Here is a 16,057-nt window from a genome sequence, read left to right as displayed (position 1 = left end):
GCCTCAGCCCGGCACGACGAACGACTTGGTCTGCGGCAGGGCATCGATCGCCGCGCGGTCGAGCTTGGTGTGCGCCTGCACCAGGGCGTGCGGGGTCAGCGCCATCCATTGCCGCAGGGAGACATCGACGTAGCGCGGGCTGCGGAACATCTCGAGGAAGGTCAGCGGCGTGTCGCCGGTATTCTCGATGTAGTGGCCCATGGCGAAGGGCACGTAGCCGACATCGCCGGCCTGATAATCGAAGCTGCGGGCCTTCGACTCCGAGCCGAACACCGTCATCCGGCCGCGCCCCGAGAGGTAGTACTGCCACTCGTCGCCGTTGGGATGCCAGTGCAGCTCGCGCATCGCGCCGGGTTCAAGCTCGACCAGGGCGGCGGCGATGGTAGTGGAAGCCGGGAAGACCGAGGAATCGGTGATCCGCACGCTGCCGCCCTTCGAGCGGATCGGCTCCTGCTCCAGCATCCGGTGGCTGAACCGCTTCGGCGCCGGCCCGGCATCGCCGAGCTGGTCCTGCGCCAGCGCGCCCGGCTTCGGACCGGGGAAGATGTAGAGCTCCTTCTCGGGGATCGCGTCGAAGGCGCTCTCCGACAGGCCGAAATTCTTGGCGAGCACGTCCCGCGGCGTGTGCGCGAGCCAATCGGTGATGAGGAAGGTCGAATCTTCCGAGAAGCCGCCGTCATCGAACACGAGCAGGAACTCGCAGCCGTCCTCCGGCCCGTCGAGCCCCTGGATCGAGTGCGGGATGCCGGATGGGAAGTACCAGAGGTCGCCCTCGCCGACGTCGTCGGCGAAGGTACGCCCGTCTCCGTCGATGGCCGTGATCCGGGCACGGCCCTTGATCATGTAGGCCCACTCCGCCTCCTTGTGCCAATGCATCTCCCGGACGACGTTGGCCTTCAGGCGCATGTTCACGCCGGCCATGGCCTTGGAGACCGGCAATTCCCGCGTCGTCGTCTGGCGCGCCCAGCCGCCTTCCTCGAGCCGCATGTGGCTGTCGGCGAACGACCATTTCAGGTTCGGCATCGTGCCGTGGTCGGTCTTCGGCGGCGCGAGGGTGAACGGGTCTTGCGCCTCCCTCGGCGCGTTGCGCGGTCCGAGAATGTCCGCCCCCTTGCCGCCGCGGTTCGGCGACGGCCCCTCGGCCGACCGGCCCGGGCCGGCACCCAGCGCGACGCCGCCCGCGGCGGCGATCAGGCCCCGGCGTGAGAACACGTTCATGACGACCTCGATCATCCCTGTCTCGCCCGGTAACCGGCCGGAACGGCGTTCGTCTCATCGATAGCGATCACGACATCCGGCGCAGGTCTCCGGCCCGTGTCGTCGTCGGTGTGGTCGTCCGTGCCTTGCGGGATCGGTACGCCGCCCCCTAATCTCCAGCCCATGAGCGTCGTCGCGATCGATTTCGAGACCGCCAACGAGCGGCGCGACAGCGCCTGCGCGGTCGGGCTCGCCTGGATCGAGGGCGGTCGCGTCGTGCGGCGCGAGACCCGGCTGATCCGCCCGCCGCAGATGCGCTTCTCGCCCGGAAACATCCGCATCCACGGCATCCTGCCGGCGGATGTGCGCGACGCCCCGAACTTTCCCGAGGTCATGGCCGAGTTCCTGCCGGACCTGACCGGCGGGCTGATGCTCGCCCACAATGCCGGCTTCGACATGGGCGTGCTCGCCGCCTCGCTGGCCGCCTGGGGCGAGCCGGTGCCGGACATGGCCGGACACTGCACGCTGCAGATCGCCCGGCGCATCTTCCCCGATCCGGCGGGCCACGGCCTCGCCAAGGTGGCGGGGCGCCTCGGCATCCGCTTCGAGCACCACGACGCGGGCGAGGACGCCTATGCCTGCGCCGAGATCGCGCTCGCGGCCCTGCGCGAGACGGGGGCCGCCGACATCGCCGACCTCGCCCGCGGCCTCGGGCTGACGCCGATCCGGGCCGTCGCGGCGCCGCGGCGCGATTTCACCCGATCGACCTCGGCCCGCGCGCTGCGCGCCTCGGGGATGGTCGATCTCCGCCCCTCGGGCGAACTGCGCTTCTCGATGCGCGGCAGCACCGGCAACCGCTACGTGCTCGAATTCGAGGAGCGGATGGACGGGCCCTACCTGCGCTGCTCGTGCCCGGCGGGCACGCATCGCCGCCGCTGCCGCCACGTCGACGCGCTGGTGGACGGCGACATCACCGATCTGGCCTCGAACAACGTCGAGGATGTCGAGCGCCTGCGTCAGTTGCTGGACGGCAAGAACGTCGGACCGATCCGGATCAAGGGCTTCGCCGCCTGAGACGTGGTGGACGGGCGTCGCGCCCTGACGTCCCATGCTCTTCTCGATCGATCACGTCGGGTCGTGCCGCCTTCGTCATCGCGCGTGCCGGCGAGGCGATCGAAGGGCGACCTCTCCGGACAGGTCGAGCCGCCTGCGTCCGATCGGCGCTCTCGCACAACAGTTGGGCAATATGATCGGGCTGAAAGCGTATTCGCACAGCATCGTCCCAAGTGACGTGCCGGTCTCTAGCCGGCGGCGTTCGGTCACATCCGAGAGCGGTACACCGCATGAGTGACGTCGGCAGGTGACGCCGATCATTGTGAGCGTCACGCGCGCGTGGAATGCATCGCGTGATGCGTCACGGCCGGCTCGGACGCAGACGACTCGGTCTCGCGTCGCGCTCATCAAACTTGAAGCCGTTCGCTCGGTGCGCGCCTCGCGACCTCCCTCGTCACAAGAGGTGTCGCAATGGATCACGATACGATGCGTCGGACGACCGCCGAATTCTTCGGCACCTTCTGGCTGACCTTCGGCGGATGCGGCGCTGCCGTCCTCTCCGCCGCCTATCCGGAACTCGGTATCGGCTTCCTGGGCGTGGCCTTCGCCTTCGGCTTCACCGTGCTCACGATGGCCTACGCGGTCGGCCATATCTCGGGCGGCCACTTCAATCCGGCGGTCACCCTCGGATTGTGGTCGGCCCGACGCTGCGCGAGCCGGCATGTCCTTCCCTACATCGTCGCCCAGGTCATCGGCGCCACGGTGGCGGCCTTCACCCTCTACACCATCGCCTCCGGCAAGGCGGGCTGGGTCCCGAACGGCTTCGCCTCGAACGGCTACGGCGAGCTCAGCCCGGGCAAATACGGCCTCGCCGCCTGCCTGATCACCGAGGTCCTGACGACGTTCATCTTCATCTTCATCATCGTCGGAACGACGTCGAAGGGCGCCGCGGCGGGCTTCGCCGGCATTCCGATCGGGCTCGCCCTCGTGCTGATCCACCTGATCTCGATCCCGGTGACCAACACGTCCGTGAACCCGGCCCGCAGTACGGGACCGGCCCTGTTCGCGGGCACGGAGTACGTCGCGCAACTCTGGCTGTTCTGGCTGGCTCCGATCGCCGGAGCGATCGCGGCCGGAGTCGTCGGGCGCTGGCTCTACGAACCCGCGGACATCGTCGAGACGGCGATCGTCGAGCGAGGCGCCGAAATCTGACGACGATGCACGAGCGATGACGGGGAAGGTGCGAGCCCCGTCATCGCGCGGCACCGTTTATCAGGCGCGCTAAAGTCGCTCCTCCTCGAACGCCCGCACCCACTCGGCGCAGATGCCGGAGCGGACGATGTCGTCGAGGGTGAACTCGACGATCGGGATCGCCATCATCCGGCTCTTCACGAGATGGATGACGGTGCGAAGTCCCGAGGTCTCGCGCAGGTCCGTCTGAGAGACGTCGCCGTTGATGATGACCTGGCAATCGTCGCCGATGCGGGTCAGAAACATCTTGATCTCGGCGGTCGTGGTGTTCTGCGCCTCGTCGAGGATCACGAGGCAGTTCTTGAAGGTGCGCCCGCGCATCACCTCGAAGGGCACCACCTCGATGTCGCCGGCCTTCACCGCGATGTCGAAGGCGGCGGCACCCATGCGTTCCTTCATGGTCTCGGTGAGCGGCGCGACCCAGGGCGCGATCTTCTCTTCCAGCGTGCCGGGGAAGAAGCCGAGCGAGCGGCCGGACGGGACGTTCGGGCGGGTGATCACGACCTTGGCGATCCGGCGCTGACGAAGAAGATCGGCAGCGCGCGTGCCGGCGATGAAGGTCTTGCCCGTTCCGGCGGGGCCTAGGACGATGACTTGGGAAGATGACGCGAGGGCGTCGAGATACTGACCTTGTTTATCTGTCAGAGGTTGGATGGGTGCGGGATTACGTTCCTCGTCGAAGCGTGTCCGATGCATCCGGATCGGTCGGTCCTCAACCAGTTCAAGCCGTGCGCGTCGTCTCTTCATGGATCAACACTCCACCTTGACTCGTGCGTGACTCTCGCAAACTCGCGATTTCAACCTGTCTCGACTTCCGGACATCTCCCTCGATTCGGCGAAGACATTGCCGATCTTCGTTCATCTGTACGCAAGAGCAAAGCCAATCCCCGTGAGTCGGTTCCACGGCGGGACGTGAAGGCTGTGGAGCGCGGCTTTACGGCAACGCTTCGTCCGGCGCGCAAGGGTTGCAAGCGCGGGCGACGGGGGCGTGACGGGCTGACGAAGAAGCGATGACCCAAGCACCTTTCGGCGCTGCCGGCGGATCGGGACGATCCTGACCAAAGTCATCGCGGGCGTCGCCCTCCTGGGGCGGCGGCGCAGCCGGCGGCGACCGCCGGCGGGACGCTTCAACCGGGCTGGAGGAAGCTGTCGAGCACCATCTTCCGGCCGGCCTTGTCGAAGTCAACGGTGAGCTTGTTGCCGTCGATGCCGGCCACCGTCCCGGGGCCGAACTTGGTGTGGAAGACGCGGGCTCCCTGCTCGAAGGCGGAAGGGCTGCCCGTCGATTTGGCGATCAACTCGCCCTCGATCTCCCGCGGACCGCCGGAGCGACCGCCGCGGCCTTGCCCGAGTCCGCCGCCGAGTCCTCCCCCGAATCCGCCCGAGGTGTTGGCCTGCGCCCGCTGCCAGCCCGGCGTACCGTAGGAAGAGCCGAACGGCGCCGGGTTGCGGTCGAAGCGGGAGGCGCCGGCCGAGAAATGCGCGGGCGCCTCGATCACGTCCACGGCCTGGGGCGGCAATTCGTCGATGAAGCGCGAGGGGATGGTCGAGGACCACAGGCCGTGGATGCGCCGGTTGACGGCGAACGACAGCTTGGCGCGCTTGCGGGCGCGGGTGAGCCCGACATGGGCGAGCCGCCGCTCCTCCTCCAGGCCCGCCCGGCCGCTCTCGTCGATGGCGCGCTGGTTCGGGAACAGGCCGTCCTCCCAGCCCGGCAGGAACACGGTGTCGAATTCGAGCCCCTTGGCGGCGTGCAGCGTCATCAGCGAGACGCGGTCGGCCCCTTCCGCTTCGGAGGCTTCCATCACGAGGGAGACGTGTTCGAGGAAGGCGGCCATGTCGGGGAATTCCTCCATCGAGCGGACGAATTCCTTGAGGTTCTCGAGCCGCCCGGCGGCGTCGGCCGAGCGGTCCTTCTGCCACATCTCGGTGTAGCCGGACTCCTCCAGGATCGTCTGAGCGACCTCCGGATGCGGCTTGGTCTCCACCAGCCGCACCCAGCGCGAAAAGCTCTCGACGAGGCCGCGCAGCATCGAGCGGGCGCGGGGCTTCAGCTCGTCGGTCTCGATCAGCTTGCGCGCGGCCGCCAGCAGGGGGATCCGGTCGGCGCGGGCGTAGGCGTGCAGGGTCTGGAGCGTCGCATCGCCCAGCCCGCGCTTCGGCGTGTTGAAGATGCGCTCGAAGGCGAGGTCGTCGGCGCCGTTGGTGGTGACGCGCAGATAGGCGAGCGCGTCGCGGATCTCGGCCCGCTCGTAGAAGCGCGGGCCGCCGATCACCCGGTAGGGCAGGCCGACCTGCACGAAGCGGTCCTCGATCTCGCGCATCTGCGCCGAGATCCGCACCAGCACCGCGATCTCGGAAAGCGGATGCCCCTTGCGCTGGAGCGACTCGATCGACTCGGCGACCTGCCGCGCCTCCTCCTCCGAATCCCAGGCGCCGGTCACGGTGACAGGCTCGCCCGCCGCGTCCTCGGTCCGGAGCGTCTTGCCGAGGCGGCCCTCGTTCTTGGCGATGAGCCCGGAGGCGGCGGCGAGGATGTGGCCGGTCGAGCGGTAGTTGCGCTCCAGCCGCACCACCGTCGCGCCGGGAAAGTCGTGCTCGAAGCGCAGGATGTTGTCGACTTCGGCGCCGCGCCAGCCGTAGATCGACTGGTCGTCGTCGCCGACGCAGGCGACGTTCTTCCGCGCCTGGGCCAGCAGCCTGAGCCAGAGGTACTGGGCGACGTTGGTGTCCTGGTACTCGTCCACGAGGATGTAGCGGAACCGGTCCTGGTAGTTGGCGAGGATGTCCGGGTTCTCGCGCCACAGCTTGAGGCAGAGCAGCAGCAGGTCGCCGAAATCGACGGCGTTGAGGGTCGCGAGCCGGGCCTGATAGGCGGCGTAGAGCTGCCCGCCCTTGCCGAAGGCGAAGGCCTGGGCCTCGCCCGGCGGCACCTGCTCGGGGCCGAGGCCCCGGTTCTTCCAGCCGTCGATGGTGTGGGCGAGCGAGCGGGCCGGCCAGCGCTTCTCGTCGATGTTCTGGTCCGCGATGACCTGCTTCATCAGGCGGAGCTGGTCGTCGGTGCCGAGGATCGTGAAGTCGGATTTGAGCCCGACGAGCTCCGCGTGGCGGCGCAGGATCTTGGTGCCGATGGCGTGGAAGGTGCCGAGCCAGGGCATGCCCTCGCCCGCCGGCCCGATCAGCTGGCCGATGCGGTGCTTCATCTCGCGGGCGGCCTTGTTGGTGAAGGTCACCGAGAGGATGTCGTAGGGCCGCGCCTTGCCGGTGGCGATCAGGTGGGCGATGCGCGTCGTCAGCACCCGCGTCTTGCCGGTGCCGGCGCCCGCGAGCACCAGCACCGGGCCCTCCGTCGCCTCCACGGCGCGGCGCTGCTCCGGGTTGAGGCCGGAGAGGTAGGAGGCGCCCTCGGGCCGCAGGGCGGCCATGGCGCGGGCGGCGATGGAGGTCGGGGCCGACGGCGCATCGTCGTCGGACGGGCGCGGCCGGATCGCGTCAGGCTCTTGCATCATGCGCGCATCCCTGGACCAAAAGGCGAACGCCGTCGAGACCCGATCCGGAACCGGCAGCCCCCCTCACGCGTCACTCCGGCAACCTGAAACCGACACCGATGAAGGACACGAGGCCATGCGCGCCCCGTCTCTCGCCCTCCTGACGCTGCTCGCCGCTTTCACGCCGGCTCTCGCGCAGAGCCCCGGAAACCGCGGCGCCACCAGCCGGCAGAACGAGGGGTTCGAGTACCGCAACCAGAACCGCAACTTCGAGCAGCGCCAGACCTTGGAGAACAGCGCGGTCCGCAATCAGATCCAACGTGCGCCGCTCAACGTCCCGCCGCCCGCCGGTCCCGCCTACGGCCCTCGGCGCTGACGAGGCGCTGACGAGGCGCTGACGACGGGCTGAAGCTTAAGCGCGAGGTGCGGGCGGGCCGCAGCTTGTGCTATGGCCGCGGGAACGGAGTTTTGCGCGCCTCCTCCAGGCTTCGTCCCTTCGGACGCGCGTGAGACGCGAACGGAGTCCTGCGGCCCGCAGGCCAGGCGGAAGCGATAACGGTGCGTGATATCCTGACCGCGCTCGCGGGCGCCGTCGTTCTGGTCCTCGTGGCGGCCCTGGCCGTGCCGCCGTTCATCGACTGGTCGGGCCATCGCGCGCTGATCGACCGCACGCTCACAGAATCCCTCGGCGCAGGTGCCCGCAGCGAGGGCGCGATCGACCTGCGCCTGCTGCCCTCGCCGCATCTCCGCCTCGCCCGGCTCCGGCTCGGCGCGGAGGACGGACCGACGCTGGACGCTCAGACCGTCGATGCGGAGATCGCCCTCGCGCCGCTGCTCAAGGGCGAGGTGCGCTTCGTCCAAACCTCGATCGAGCGCGCGCGACTCGTCCTGCCGGTCTCGGACGAGGCGCTGCTGCTGCCGCGCGACGCGCAGGCGCTCCGGCGCGACATCGTGATCGACGACCTGCGCATCCGGCGCCTCGCCGTCGCCACCGCGCGGGCCGGCGCACCGCCGCAGGAACAGTTCACCGCCGAGAACCTGCGGCTGCGGGCTCCGGCCCTGGCCGGCCCATGGCTGGCGGAGGGGACGGCGAAGGGGAGCCCGTTCCATCTCGCCACCAGCACGGCCGGCAGCGACGGCAGCTTCTCGATGAAGCTCACGGGCGGCGGCGACACGATGCCCCGCCTGGAGCTCGATGCCCGCATCGCCCTCAAGCCCGAAGAGGAAGCGGACGGCGGCCGGGCGCGCCGCGGCCTCGTGCCGGAGGCGGAGGGCACGGCCCGCCTCACCGTCGGGCCGCCGGTCCAGCCGGCCGGCGCCGTCCTCCCGCTCACCCTGGCCGCAAAGTTCGAATCGCGCGGCCCCGTGGCCCAGGCCAAGTCGGTCGAGATCGAGCTCGATCCCGGCGGCAAGGCGGCGCGGCTCTCGGGCAGCGGCCGCGTCGACCTGCGCGAGGCCCGTCTTGGTCTGACGCTCCGCACCCGTCGCCTCGACCTCGACGGCCTGCTCGTCTCCGGCGGCGGGCGCGGCCTGCTGGCGCAGGGGCTGTCCTCCGGCGCCCTAACCCCGCCGATGCTGCTCGATCTCGACCTCGCCGCCGAGAGCGTGGCGCTCGGCCTGGACGACTGGACCGGCGTCGCGTTCCGCGGCACGTTCGATCGCGCGGGCGGGCTCGTGCTCCGGCGCTTCGAGGGCACGGCGCCCGGCTCGGCGAGCGTCGCGGCGACCGGCGAGGCCGAGCTGTCGGGCGCGCCCCGCTTCACCGGCCATCTCGACATCGCCGCCCGCAACTCGGAGGCGCTCGGGCGCTATCTCGGCCGGATCGGCGCCGAGGCGAGCGTCGCGGCGATCCTCGACGGGCGCGCCTTCGAGCTCGGCACCGACCTTTCGGCGGCCGGCGGCGACCTCTCGCTGCGCAACCTGCGCCTCGCCCTGGGCGAAGCCCGCGTCACCGGCAATGCCCGCTACGTTCGGGCCGACGCGAACGGGCGCGGGCGCTTCGACGCGCAGCTCTCCGCCAGCGGCGTCGACATCGCCGAACTGCCGCCGCTGGGCGACCTGATGTCGGGCCTGCACCGCCACGATCTCGGCCTGACGCTGCGGGCGCGCGACGTCCGCTACGGACCCTCCGGCGCCAATTCGGGCAACGGCACCATCGCAGTGAGCCTGCAATCGGACGGCGCGAGCCTCGTCGTCGACACCCTCGACATCGCCGACCTCGCGGGGGCGAGCGCGCAGCTCGCCGGGCGGATCGCGCCGGACGGGTCGGGCCGGATCGAGGGCCGCGTGACCGCCGGCAAGGCGGCGCCGCTGCTCGCCCTGCTGGAGCGCGGCTTCCTGCCCGAGGCCCGCCTCCTGCCGCAGAGCTTCCGCCAGAGCGGGCTCGCCCTCGACCTGACCCTTGAGCGCGAATCGGGCGAAGCGGATGCGCTGCGTGCCCGCGCCAAGGGCCGGGCGGGCGAGGGCGATCTCGACCTCGCGCTCCTGACCCGCGTCGGACGGATCGACCGCCTCGATGCCACGCTGACGACGCCGAGGACCGGCCGCTGGTTCGGCCGCGACGACATCGCCGCCCTGCGCCAGCCCGGGCGGCTGCGGCTGACCGGGACCCGCTCCGCGGTCCAGGGCGGCCAGGACGGCGCGCCGCTCGCCCTCGACGTCGAGGGCGATCTCGCCGGCCTCGTCCTCTCGACCGCGCGCCCGATCCTGCTCGACGCCCTCGACCGTCCTCCGACCGGCGGTGCGATGCGGGTGCAGGCACCCGACCTCACGCCCTTCCTGATCCTCGCCGGCAGCGCCGCTCCGCCGGCCGGGCCGCTGCCCGCGTCGCTCACCGTCGACCTGTCGCGCCGGAACGCGACTCTGCATGCCGATGTCACGGGGCAGGTGGCGGGGGGCGATCTCACCGCCGCCCTCGACCGCGCGCCGGACGGCGCGCTCACCGGTACCGCGACGCTCAGTCGTCTGTCCCTGCCGGCGCTCGCGGCGGCGACGGTGCTGCCCGCCGACGGCAGCGGGCGCTTCACCGCCGTGCCGGCCCAGCCTCGAGTCAGTCTCGGCCTCAAGATCGGGCAGCTGGATCTCGGCCGGGGCCTCGTCGCTGAGGCGGCGAGCGTGACGCTGGTGCGCGAGGGCGACGCGCTGAGCCTGCGCGACCTCACGGCCGGACTCGCCGGAGGACGGCTCGGCGGCACCGTCACCCTGGCCCGGCCCGCGGGCGGCGCCGCGCTGTCGGGCGAGGGGAGCCTCGACGGCGCGGATCTCTCCGGACTGATCGGGACCGGGCCGATCGCCGGCCGGCTCTCGGCGACCCTGCGGTTCGGCGCCACCGGCGTGAGCGTGGCCGCCCTGGCGAACGACCTCTCGGGCAACGGCGAGATTCGGCTTGCCGACCTCGTGCTCCCCGGCGCCGACGCGGGCGCCCTCGACCGGGCGCTCGGCAAGGCTCTGATCGAGGACGATCCGTTGCGCGAGGGCCGGCTCCAGGCGCTCGTGTCGGAAGAGCTCTCGACCGGACCGCTCCGGGCGAAGGGACCGGTCTCCGCGGCCTTCACCCTGTCGAGCGGCACGCTGCGCACGGGGCCGTTCGGAATCGATCTCGGTCCGGCGCGCTGGAACGGCACGCTTCAGGTCGATCTGCGCAACCGGAGCCTCGACGCCCGCGGCGCCCTGACGGCGGCGGCCGGGCCGAAGGGCTGGTCCGGGGCGTCGCCCTCGATCCAGCTCGGGTTCGCCGGCCCGCTCACGGCGCCCGAGCGGCGGCTCGATACGGCGCCGCTGACCACCGGGCTCGCCGCCCTCGTCCTCCAACGCGAACTCGAGAAGATCGAGCTGTTCGACGCCGACCAGAGCGAGCGCCAGCGCCGCCGCGCCCGGATCGAGATGGACCGCGCGCGGGTCGCGGCCGAGGAGGCGGCGCGGCAGGCCCGGATCAAGGCGCAGCAGGCCGCCGAGGAGGCGACGCGCCAAGCCCGCCTGCGGGAGGCGGAGGAGGCCGCCCGCCGCGCCCGCATGGACGCCGAGCCGGTCCCGTCGGCACCGGAGGCGCCGCCCCTCGACATCAGCCCGCCCGGCGTCAGGCCCTGACAGCTTGCTGACTGGCTGATCCGATCAAACCCCCTCATCCTGAGGTGCTGCGAAGCAGCCTCGAAGGAGGGCTTCGGGGATCGCGCGACATCTGGAGCCCTCCTTCGAGGCTTCGCTTCGCTCCGCACCTCAGGATGAGGGGCAGGACTGGAACGATCGCGCCTTCGAGTCGCCTCGGTGTCGAAGAGATCGAGTGAAACAGGTTCTGAGAGTCGTTGGCGCCGGAACGGCGAAACGGGTCGAAGTCGCTGACGTCGGGAGGCAGAAAATCGGCCTGTCGGAAGACAGAGAGGGTGCTACTCTCTCCCATGGTCCAGGGCCCCATGTCCGCTCCCCGCTTTCAGGCTCCCTACGCTCCGGATGACGCCGCCCTGGCCGAAGCGCTGCTGCGCGAGGCGCCGCTCCCGGCCGGCGCGGAGGCGGCGGTCGATCGCCTCGCCTCGGACCTGATCGAGGCGATCCGCGCGGATGCCGGCCACGGTGCGGTCGAGGCCCTGCTGCGGGAATACGCCCTGACGACCCGCGAGGGCCTCGCCCTCATGAGCCTCGCCGAGGCGCTGCTGCGGGTGCCCGACCCGGCCACCGCCGACCGGCTGATCGCCGACAAGCTGCGCGAGGGCGATTTCGCCCACCACGCGGTGCGCTCGGAGAGCGGGCTCGCCCATGCCGCGTCCTGGGCGCTCGGTCTCGGCGCCCGCATCGTCGGCCCGCAGGACACGCCCGAGGCGACGCTGGGCGGCATGGTCCGCCGCCTCGGCCGCCCGGCCGTGCGCGCGGCGGCGCACCGGGCGATGCGGGTGATGGGCGGCCAGTTCGTGCTGGCCGAGGAGATCGGCGCGGCGCTCAAGCGCGCCGGCTCGGGCGCCGCCCGGCGGTCGCGCTACTCGTTCGACATGCTGGGCGAGGGCGCCCGCACGGCCGACGACGCGGAGAGCTACCGCCAGGCCTATGTCCGCGCCATCGCGCGGATCGGCCGCGAGGCCGGCAACGCGCCGTTGCCGGCCCGGCCGGGTATCTCGGTCAAGCTCTCGGCGCTGCATCCGCGCTACGCGCCGACGCAAGCCGCGCGGGTGATGGCCGAGCTGGTTCCGGTGGTGCGCGACCTTGCCCGCGACGCCCGCGCCCACGACCTCAACTTCACCCTCGATGCCGAGGAGGCGGAGCGGCTCGAACTCTCCCTCGACGTCTTCGCCGCCGTGCTGGCCGACCCGGCGCTCGCCGGCTGGGACGGGTTCGGCCTCGCGATCCAGGCCTATTCGAAGCGCTGCCTGCCGCTGATCGACCACGTCGCCGCGCTCGCCGAGCGGTACGACCGCCGGCTGATGGTGCGCCTCGTCAAGGGCGCCTACTGGGACACCGAGGTGAAGCTCGCCCAGACGCAGGGCACGACCGACTATCCCGTCTTCACCCGCAAGGCGATGACTGACCTGAACTATTTGGCCGCCGCCCGGCGCCTTCTCGCCCACCGCCCGCGGCTCTACCCGCAATTCGCCACGCACAACGCGCTGACTGTGGCGAGCGTGCTCGGCCTCGCCGGGCACATCGACCGGCCGGCCGCCGAGGAGGCGGGGTTCGAGTTCCAGCGCCTGCACGGGATGGGCGAGGCGCTCTACCAGCGGCTTGCCGAGCGGGCGCCCGGCATCGGCCAGCGTGTCTACGCGCCGGTCGGCGGCCACCGCGAATTGCTCGCCTATCTCGTCCGCCGCCTTCTGGAGAACGGCGCGAATTCCTCCTTCGTCGCCCGCGCCGCCGATCCCGCGGTGCCGGTGGCCGAGCTTCTCGCCCGGCCCCAGATCCTGGTCGAGATGCCCTCGCAGGCCCGGCATCCGAAGATCCCGCTCCCGCGCGACCTGTTCGGGCGCGGGCGACGCAACTCGCCGGGACTCGCCTTCGGGGACGGCGCGTCGCTCCGGCGGCTGACCGAGGCCGTCGCGGCCGCCGCCGGCCCCGCCGAGGCCGCGCCGATCATCGACGGCGCCACCGGGGCCGGCCGCGCCCGGCCGGTGGCGAGCCCCATCGACGGCGTCACGCTCGGCAGCGTCGTCGAGGCGGATCCCGCCACCGCTTCCCTCGCCATGGAGGCCGCCGCCCGCGGCTTTCCCGCCTGGGCCGCGACGCCGGCCCGCGAGCGGGCGGCCTGCCTGGAGCGGGCGGCGGAGGCCTTCTTGCGGGAGCAGGGCCGGCTCCTTCACCTGCTGCAGGCGGAGGCCGGCAAGACCCTCGACGATGCCTTGGCCGAGTGGCGCGAGGCGATCGACTTCCTGCGCTACTACGCGGCGCAGGGGCGTGACCTCTTCTCCGAGCCGGAGAACCTGCCCGGCCCGGCGGGCGAGGCGAACAGCCTGAGTCTCGTCGGGCGGGGCGTGTTCGTCGCGGTCTCGCCCTGGAATTTCCCGCTCGCCATCTTCACGGGGCAGGTCGCGGCGGCGCTGATGGCGGGCAACGCCGTCGTCGCGAAGCCCGCGCCGCAGACGCCGCTGGTGGCGGATCTCGCCGTGCGGCTGCTGCAGGGGGCCGGCATTCCGGGCAGCGCCCTGCATCTCGTTCCCGGCGGCCCCGAGACCGGAGCCGCGCTGATCGGGCATCCGGCGCTCTCCGGCGTCGTCTTCACCGGTTCGACCGTGACCGCGCGGCGGATCAACCGGGCGCTCGCCGCCCGCGCCGGCGCGATCCTGCCGCTGATCGCCGAGACCGGCGGCATCAACGCGATGATCGTCGATGCCACGGCGCTGCCCGAGCAGGTGGCCGACGACGTGGTCACCTCGGCCTTCCGCTCCGCCGGCCAGCGCTGCTCAGCCCTGCGCCTGCTCCTGGTGCAGGAGGACGTGGCCGACCGGATGATCGCGGCGGTGGCCGGCGCGGCGCGGGAGCTCGCGGTCGGCGATCCCCACGATCTCGCCACCGATCTCGGTCCGGTCATCGACGCGGAGGCCAGGGAGCGGCTCGACGCACATGTCGCCGCCCTGTCCGCCTCGGCGCGCCCGCACTTCGCCGGTCGGGCACCGGGCGGATTGTACGTGGCGCCCCACATCTTCGAGATCGGCGGGGTCGCCGACCTGCGTGAAGAGGTGTTCGGGCCGATCCTCCACGTCGTCCGCTACCCGGCGGACGGCCTCGCGCGGGTCGTGGACGAGATCCGGGCTGGCGGGTACGGGCTCACCCTCGGCATTCACTCGCGCATCGAGGAGGCGGCGGAGCGGATCGCCGAGGCCCTGCCGCACGGCAACGTCTACGTGAATTGCAACATGATCGGCGCGGTGGTGGGCAGCCAGCCCTTCGGCGGCACCGGTCTTTCCGGTACCGGCCCGAAGGCCGGCGGACCCCACTACCTCGCCCGCTTCGCCATCGAGCGGACGCTGACCATCAACACCGCGGCGGCGGGCGGCAGCGTCGGGCTCATTACCCTCGACGGCTGAGGCGTCAGTCTTCCGCGACCCGCGCGACCGGCCGGTCGCTGCCCTGCGCGGTCTCGTCGTGCCATTGCCCGCTGCCGTCCTGGTAGCGGATGCCCTCGGTCGAACCCGGCACCTGCTGCTCCGCGGCCGCGGCCTGGGCCGCCTGGAGCGCCTCCTGGCGGCTCGGGAAGGTTTCGGAGAAGACGTCCCCGACCTTGTAGGCGAAGCCGCCGTCGTGCTCGACGATGTGATAGGTCACTTCGGTCATCGCGAAAAATCCCGTTCGTTTCCGGCGCGCATTGCTCTCGCGTGCTGGAGCCCGAACTGGTCGAAATGCCGGAGGTTCCGTTTCCCCGGCCTCAATGCCGCGTCGGCGCCCGGCGCGGGATGCGCGCCACCGCAGCCTCGCAGCCGGCGATCAGCGAGCCGCGCACGTCGTCCGGATCGAAGCCGACGCCGTTGGGAAAGGCGAAGACATGCGCCTGCGCACCGTCCTCCGGCTGAATGCGGGCGATCCAGCCGTCCGGCGTCTGCTCGAAGCGAACCTCGTAGACGATGCCGTCCCGTTCGAAGCTGTGCGGTTCCATGGCGCGATCTTCGGCTCGATCTGTCCGGCCGCAAAGATGACGCGGCCCGGTGGCATGTGGGGACGCGCCCCGTTCGGGCGCGAGTCCCACCGACCGGAATTCCGCTGCCGATGCGTCCGAGCACCGTCTTCGCCGTCGCGAGTCTCTGCCTCGCGGCCTCACCCGTCCTGGCCCAGGGCGTGCCGCCGAACCCCTTCGCCTCGAATTACCCGTCCGCGCCGCCGCGCGCCGTGGAGCGGACGGAGCGTCTCCACGGGCCGCGCGCACGGCGTCCGCTGCCGCCGGCCCGGGTCGAACGGGGAATGCTGCCGCCGGCCGACGTGCCCGGCCGGTGACGGCGAGGCACGCCCGAAGGCCCCCGGCTCAGGCCTGACCCAGCTCCGCGACGATCGCGCTGACGACGCGCGGATCGCTCGGATCGACCTGGGTCGCGAATGCGGCGCGCAGGGTGCCGTCGCGGCCGATCAGGTATTTGTGGAAGTTCCACTGCGGGCTCTGCCCCGGCTTCTGCTCCGCCGCCCAGCGGTAGAACGGATGCGCGGCGGGTCCGCGGACATGGGTCTTGTCCGCGACCGGGAAGGTGACGCCGTGGTTCTTCCGCGCGGCCTCGGCGATGGCGGGACCGTCGAGGGGCTCCTGATTGCCGAAATCGGGGGAGGGCACCGCGATCACCGTGAGGCCCCGCTCGCCGAAGCGGGTCCACAGCCCCTGGAGGCCGACGAATTGCGGGGCGTAGCCGCAGGCGGTGGCGGTGTTCACGATCAGGACGGGCTTGCCGGCATAGGCCGAGAGCGGAAGGCTGCCGCCCTCCGGCTTGTCGAAGGCGAAGGCGGCCGCCGGGCCGGTCTCCGCGGCATGGGCGCGGCCCGCCGCGAGAACGGCGATCATCGCGAGGCAGTCCCGGCGGCGAATCGTCATGGCGTTGTCTCCTCCGTCTCCGAGGCTGCCACACGGGGCCGGCCGTCGGGTACGAGCCCGATCGTCGCGGGTTCGCGCGGCG

The 16,057-nt window shown here is 71.6% G+C and carries 12 protein-coding genes; 6 read left to right on the top strand and 6 right to left on the bottom strand.

The window, feature by feature from the left end; translation table 11 throughout:
- Window positions 1–3: 3 nt before the first annotated feature.
- Complete coding sequence (locus tag ABS772_RS15290) at window positions 4–1,218, bottom strand: oxalate decarboxylase family bicupin (RefSeq protein ID WP_350395806.1); 1,215 nt, start codon at window positions 1,216–1,218, stop codon at window positions 4–6.
- Between the two features lie 162 nt (window positions 1,219–1,380).
- Here ABS772_RS15290 and ABS772_RS15285 point away from each other — a divergent pair, with 162 nt between their 5' ends.
- Both ABS772_RS15285 and aqpZ read left to right on the top strand, forming a co-directional pair.
- Window positions 1,381–2,271 (top strand): 3'-5' exonuclease, encoded by an 891-nt coding sequence (locus ABS772_RS15285; RefSeq protein ID WP_238257218.1) that lies wholly within the window; start codon window positions 1,381–1,383, stop codon window positions 2,269–2,271.
- A 450-nt stretch (window positions 2,272–2,721) separates the two neighbouring features.
- A complete protein-coding gene (gene aqpZ, locus ABS772_RS15280) occupies window positions 2,722–3,462 on the top strand; it encodes an aquaporin Z (RefSeq protein ID WP_350395703.1) in 741 nt (246 codons plus the stop codon).
- A 69-nt stretch (window positions 3,463–3,531) separates the two neighbouring features.
- On the opposite strand, the gene ABS772_RS15275 is transcribed toward aqpZ, so the two are convergent.
- Together ABS772_RS15275 and ABS772_RS15270 are read right to left on the bottom strand one after the other, a co-directional pair.
- Window positions 3,532–4,248 carry a PhoH family protein gene (locus ABS772_RS15275; RefSeq protein ID WP_108938480.1) on the bottom strand — a complete coding sequence of 239 codons (717 nt, stop codon included), beginning with the start codon at window positions 4,246–4,248 and terminating at the stop codon, window positions 3,532–3,534.
- Between the two features lie 380 nt (window positions 4,249–4,628).
- A complete protein-coding gene (locus tag ABS772_RS15270) occupies window positions 4,629–7,010 on the bottom strand; it encodes an ATP-dependent helicase (RefSeq protein ID WP_350395702.1) in 2,382 nt (793 codons plus the stop codon).
- 115 nt (window positions 7,011–7,125) lie between these two features.
- Between ABS772_RS15270 and ABS772_RS15265 the strand changes: the two genes are divergently transcribed.
- The 3 genes from ABS772_RS15265 to putA all read left to right on the top strand — a co-directional run bounded on the left by ABS772_RS15265 (window position 7,126) and on the right by putA (window position 14,491).
- Window positions 7,126–7,365, top strand: coding sequence for a hypothetical protein (locus tag ABS772_RS15265; RefSeq protein WP_350395701.1), 240 nt, complete (start codon window positions 7,126–7,128; stop codon window positions 7,363–7,365).
- 182 nt (window positions 7,366–7,547) lie between these two features.
- A complete protein-coding gene (locus ABS772_RS15260; protein ID WP_350395700.1) occupies window positions 7,548–11,075 on the top strand; it encodes an AsmA family protein in 3,528 nt (1,175 codons plus the stop codon).
- Window positions 11,076–11,383: 308 nt separating this feature from the next.
- Complete coding sequence (gene putA / locus ABS772_RS15255) at window positions 11,384–14,491, top strand: bifunctional proline dehydrogenase/L-glutamate gamma-semialdehyde dehydrogenase PutA (protein ID WP_350395699.1); 3,108 nt, start codon at window positions 11,384–11,386, stop codon at window positions 14,489–14,491.
- A gap of 4 nt (window positions 14,492–14,495) precedes the next feature.
- Here putA and ABS772_RS15250 read toward each other — a convergent pair whose 3' ends face one another.
- Both ABS772_RS15250 and ABS772_RS15245 read right to left on the bottom strand, forming a co-directional pair.
- Window positions 14,496–14,738, bottom strand: coding sequence for a DUF2188 domain-containing protein (locus ABS772_RS15250; protein ID WP_238253830.1), 243 nt, complete (start codon window positions 14,736–14,738; stop codon window positions 14,496–14,498).
- 91 nt (window positions 14,739–14,829) lie between these two features.
- Window positions 14,830–15,057, bottom strand: a complete 228-nt coding sequence (locus tag ABS772_RS15245; protein WP_350395698.1) for a hypothetical protein — start codon at window positions 15,055–15,057, stop codon at window positions 14,830–14,832.
- Window positions 15,058–15,167: 110 nt separating this feature from the next.
- Between ABS772_RS15245 and ABS772_RS15240 the strand changes: the two genes are divergently transcribed.
- The gene (locus tag ABS772_RS15240) at window positions 15,168–15,392 is read left to right on the top strand and encodes a hypothetical protein (RefSeq protein ID WP_350395697.1); all 225 of its coding nucleotides are present in this window, start codon (window positions 15,168–15,170) and stop codon (window positions 15,390–15,392) included.
- A 28-nt stretch (window positions 15,393–15,420) separates the two neighbouring features.
- Here ABS772_RS15240 and ABS772_RS15235 read toward each other — a convergent pair whose 3' ends face one another.
- Window positions 15,421–15,975 carry a glutathione peroxidase gene (locus tag ABS772_RS15235; protein WP_350395696.1) on the bottom strand — a complete coding sequence of 185 codons (555 nt, stop codon included), beginning with the start codon at window positions 15,973–15,975 and terminating at the stop codon, window positions 15,421–15,423.
- Between the last annotated feature and the right edge of the window lie 82 nt (window positions 15,976–16,057).

The sequence above is a fragment of the Methylorubrum podarium genome (assembly GCF_040270385.1).
GTDB classification, from domain to species: domain Bacteria; phylum Pseudomonadota; class Alphaproteobacteria; order Rhizobiales; family Beijerinckiaceae; genus Methylobacterium; species Methylobacterium podarium.
The sequence above is the reverse complement of the archived record's forward strand: the minus strand, read 5'-3'. Positions and strand labels throughout refer to the sequence as shown.

Excerpts from the sequence above, each read along its gene's own strand:
- ABS772_RS15250 (WP_238253830.1), bottom strand. The coding sequence starts at position 14,738 with ATGACCGAAGTGACCTATCACATCGTCGAGCACGACGGCGGCTTCGCC.
- ABS772_RS15285 (WP_238257218.1), top strand. The coding sequence starts at position 1,381 with ATGAGCGTCGTCGCGATCGATTTCGAGACCGCCAACGAGCGGCGCGAC.
- ABS772_RS15275 (WP_108938480.1), bottom strand. The coding sequence starts at position 4,248 with ATGAAGAGACGACGCGCACGGCTTGAACTGGTTGAGGACCGACCGATC.
- ABS772_RS15245 (WP_350395698.1), bottom strand. The coding sequence starts at position 15,057 with ATGGAACCGCACAGCTTCGAACGGGACGGCATCGTCTACGAGGTTCGC.
- ABS772_RS15240 (WP_350395697.1), top strand. The coding sequence starts at position 15,168 with ATGCGTCCGAGCACCGTCTTCGCCGTCGCGAGTCTCTGCCTCGCGGCC.
- ABS772_RS15270 (WP_350395702.1), bottom strand. The coding sequence starts at position 7,010 with ATGATGCAAGAGCCTGACGCGATCCGGCCGCGCCCGTCCGACGACGAT.
- ABS772_RS15235 (WP_350395696.1), bottom strand. The coding sequence starts at position 15,975 with ATGACGATTCGCCGCCGGGACTGCCTCGCGATGATCGCCGTTCTCGCG.
- putA (WP_350395699.1), top strand. The coding sequence starts at position 11,384 with ATGGTCCAGGGCCCCATGTCCGCTCCCCGCTTTCAGGCTCCCTACGCT.
- ABS772_RS15290 (WP_350395806.1), bottom strand. The coding sequence starts at position 1,218 with ATGAACGTGTTCTCACGCCGGGGCCTGATCGCCGCCGCGGGCGGCGTC.
- ABS772_RS15265 (WP_350395701.1), top strand. The coding sequence starts at position 7,126 with ATGCGCGCCCCGTCTCTCGCCCTCCTGACGCTGCTCGCCGCTTTCACG.
- aqpZ (WP_350395703.1), top strand. The coding sequence starts at position 2,722 with ATGGATCACGATACGATGCGTCGGACGACCGCCGAATTCTTCGGCACC.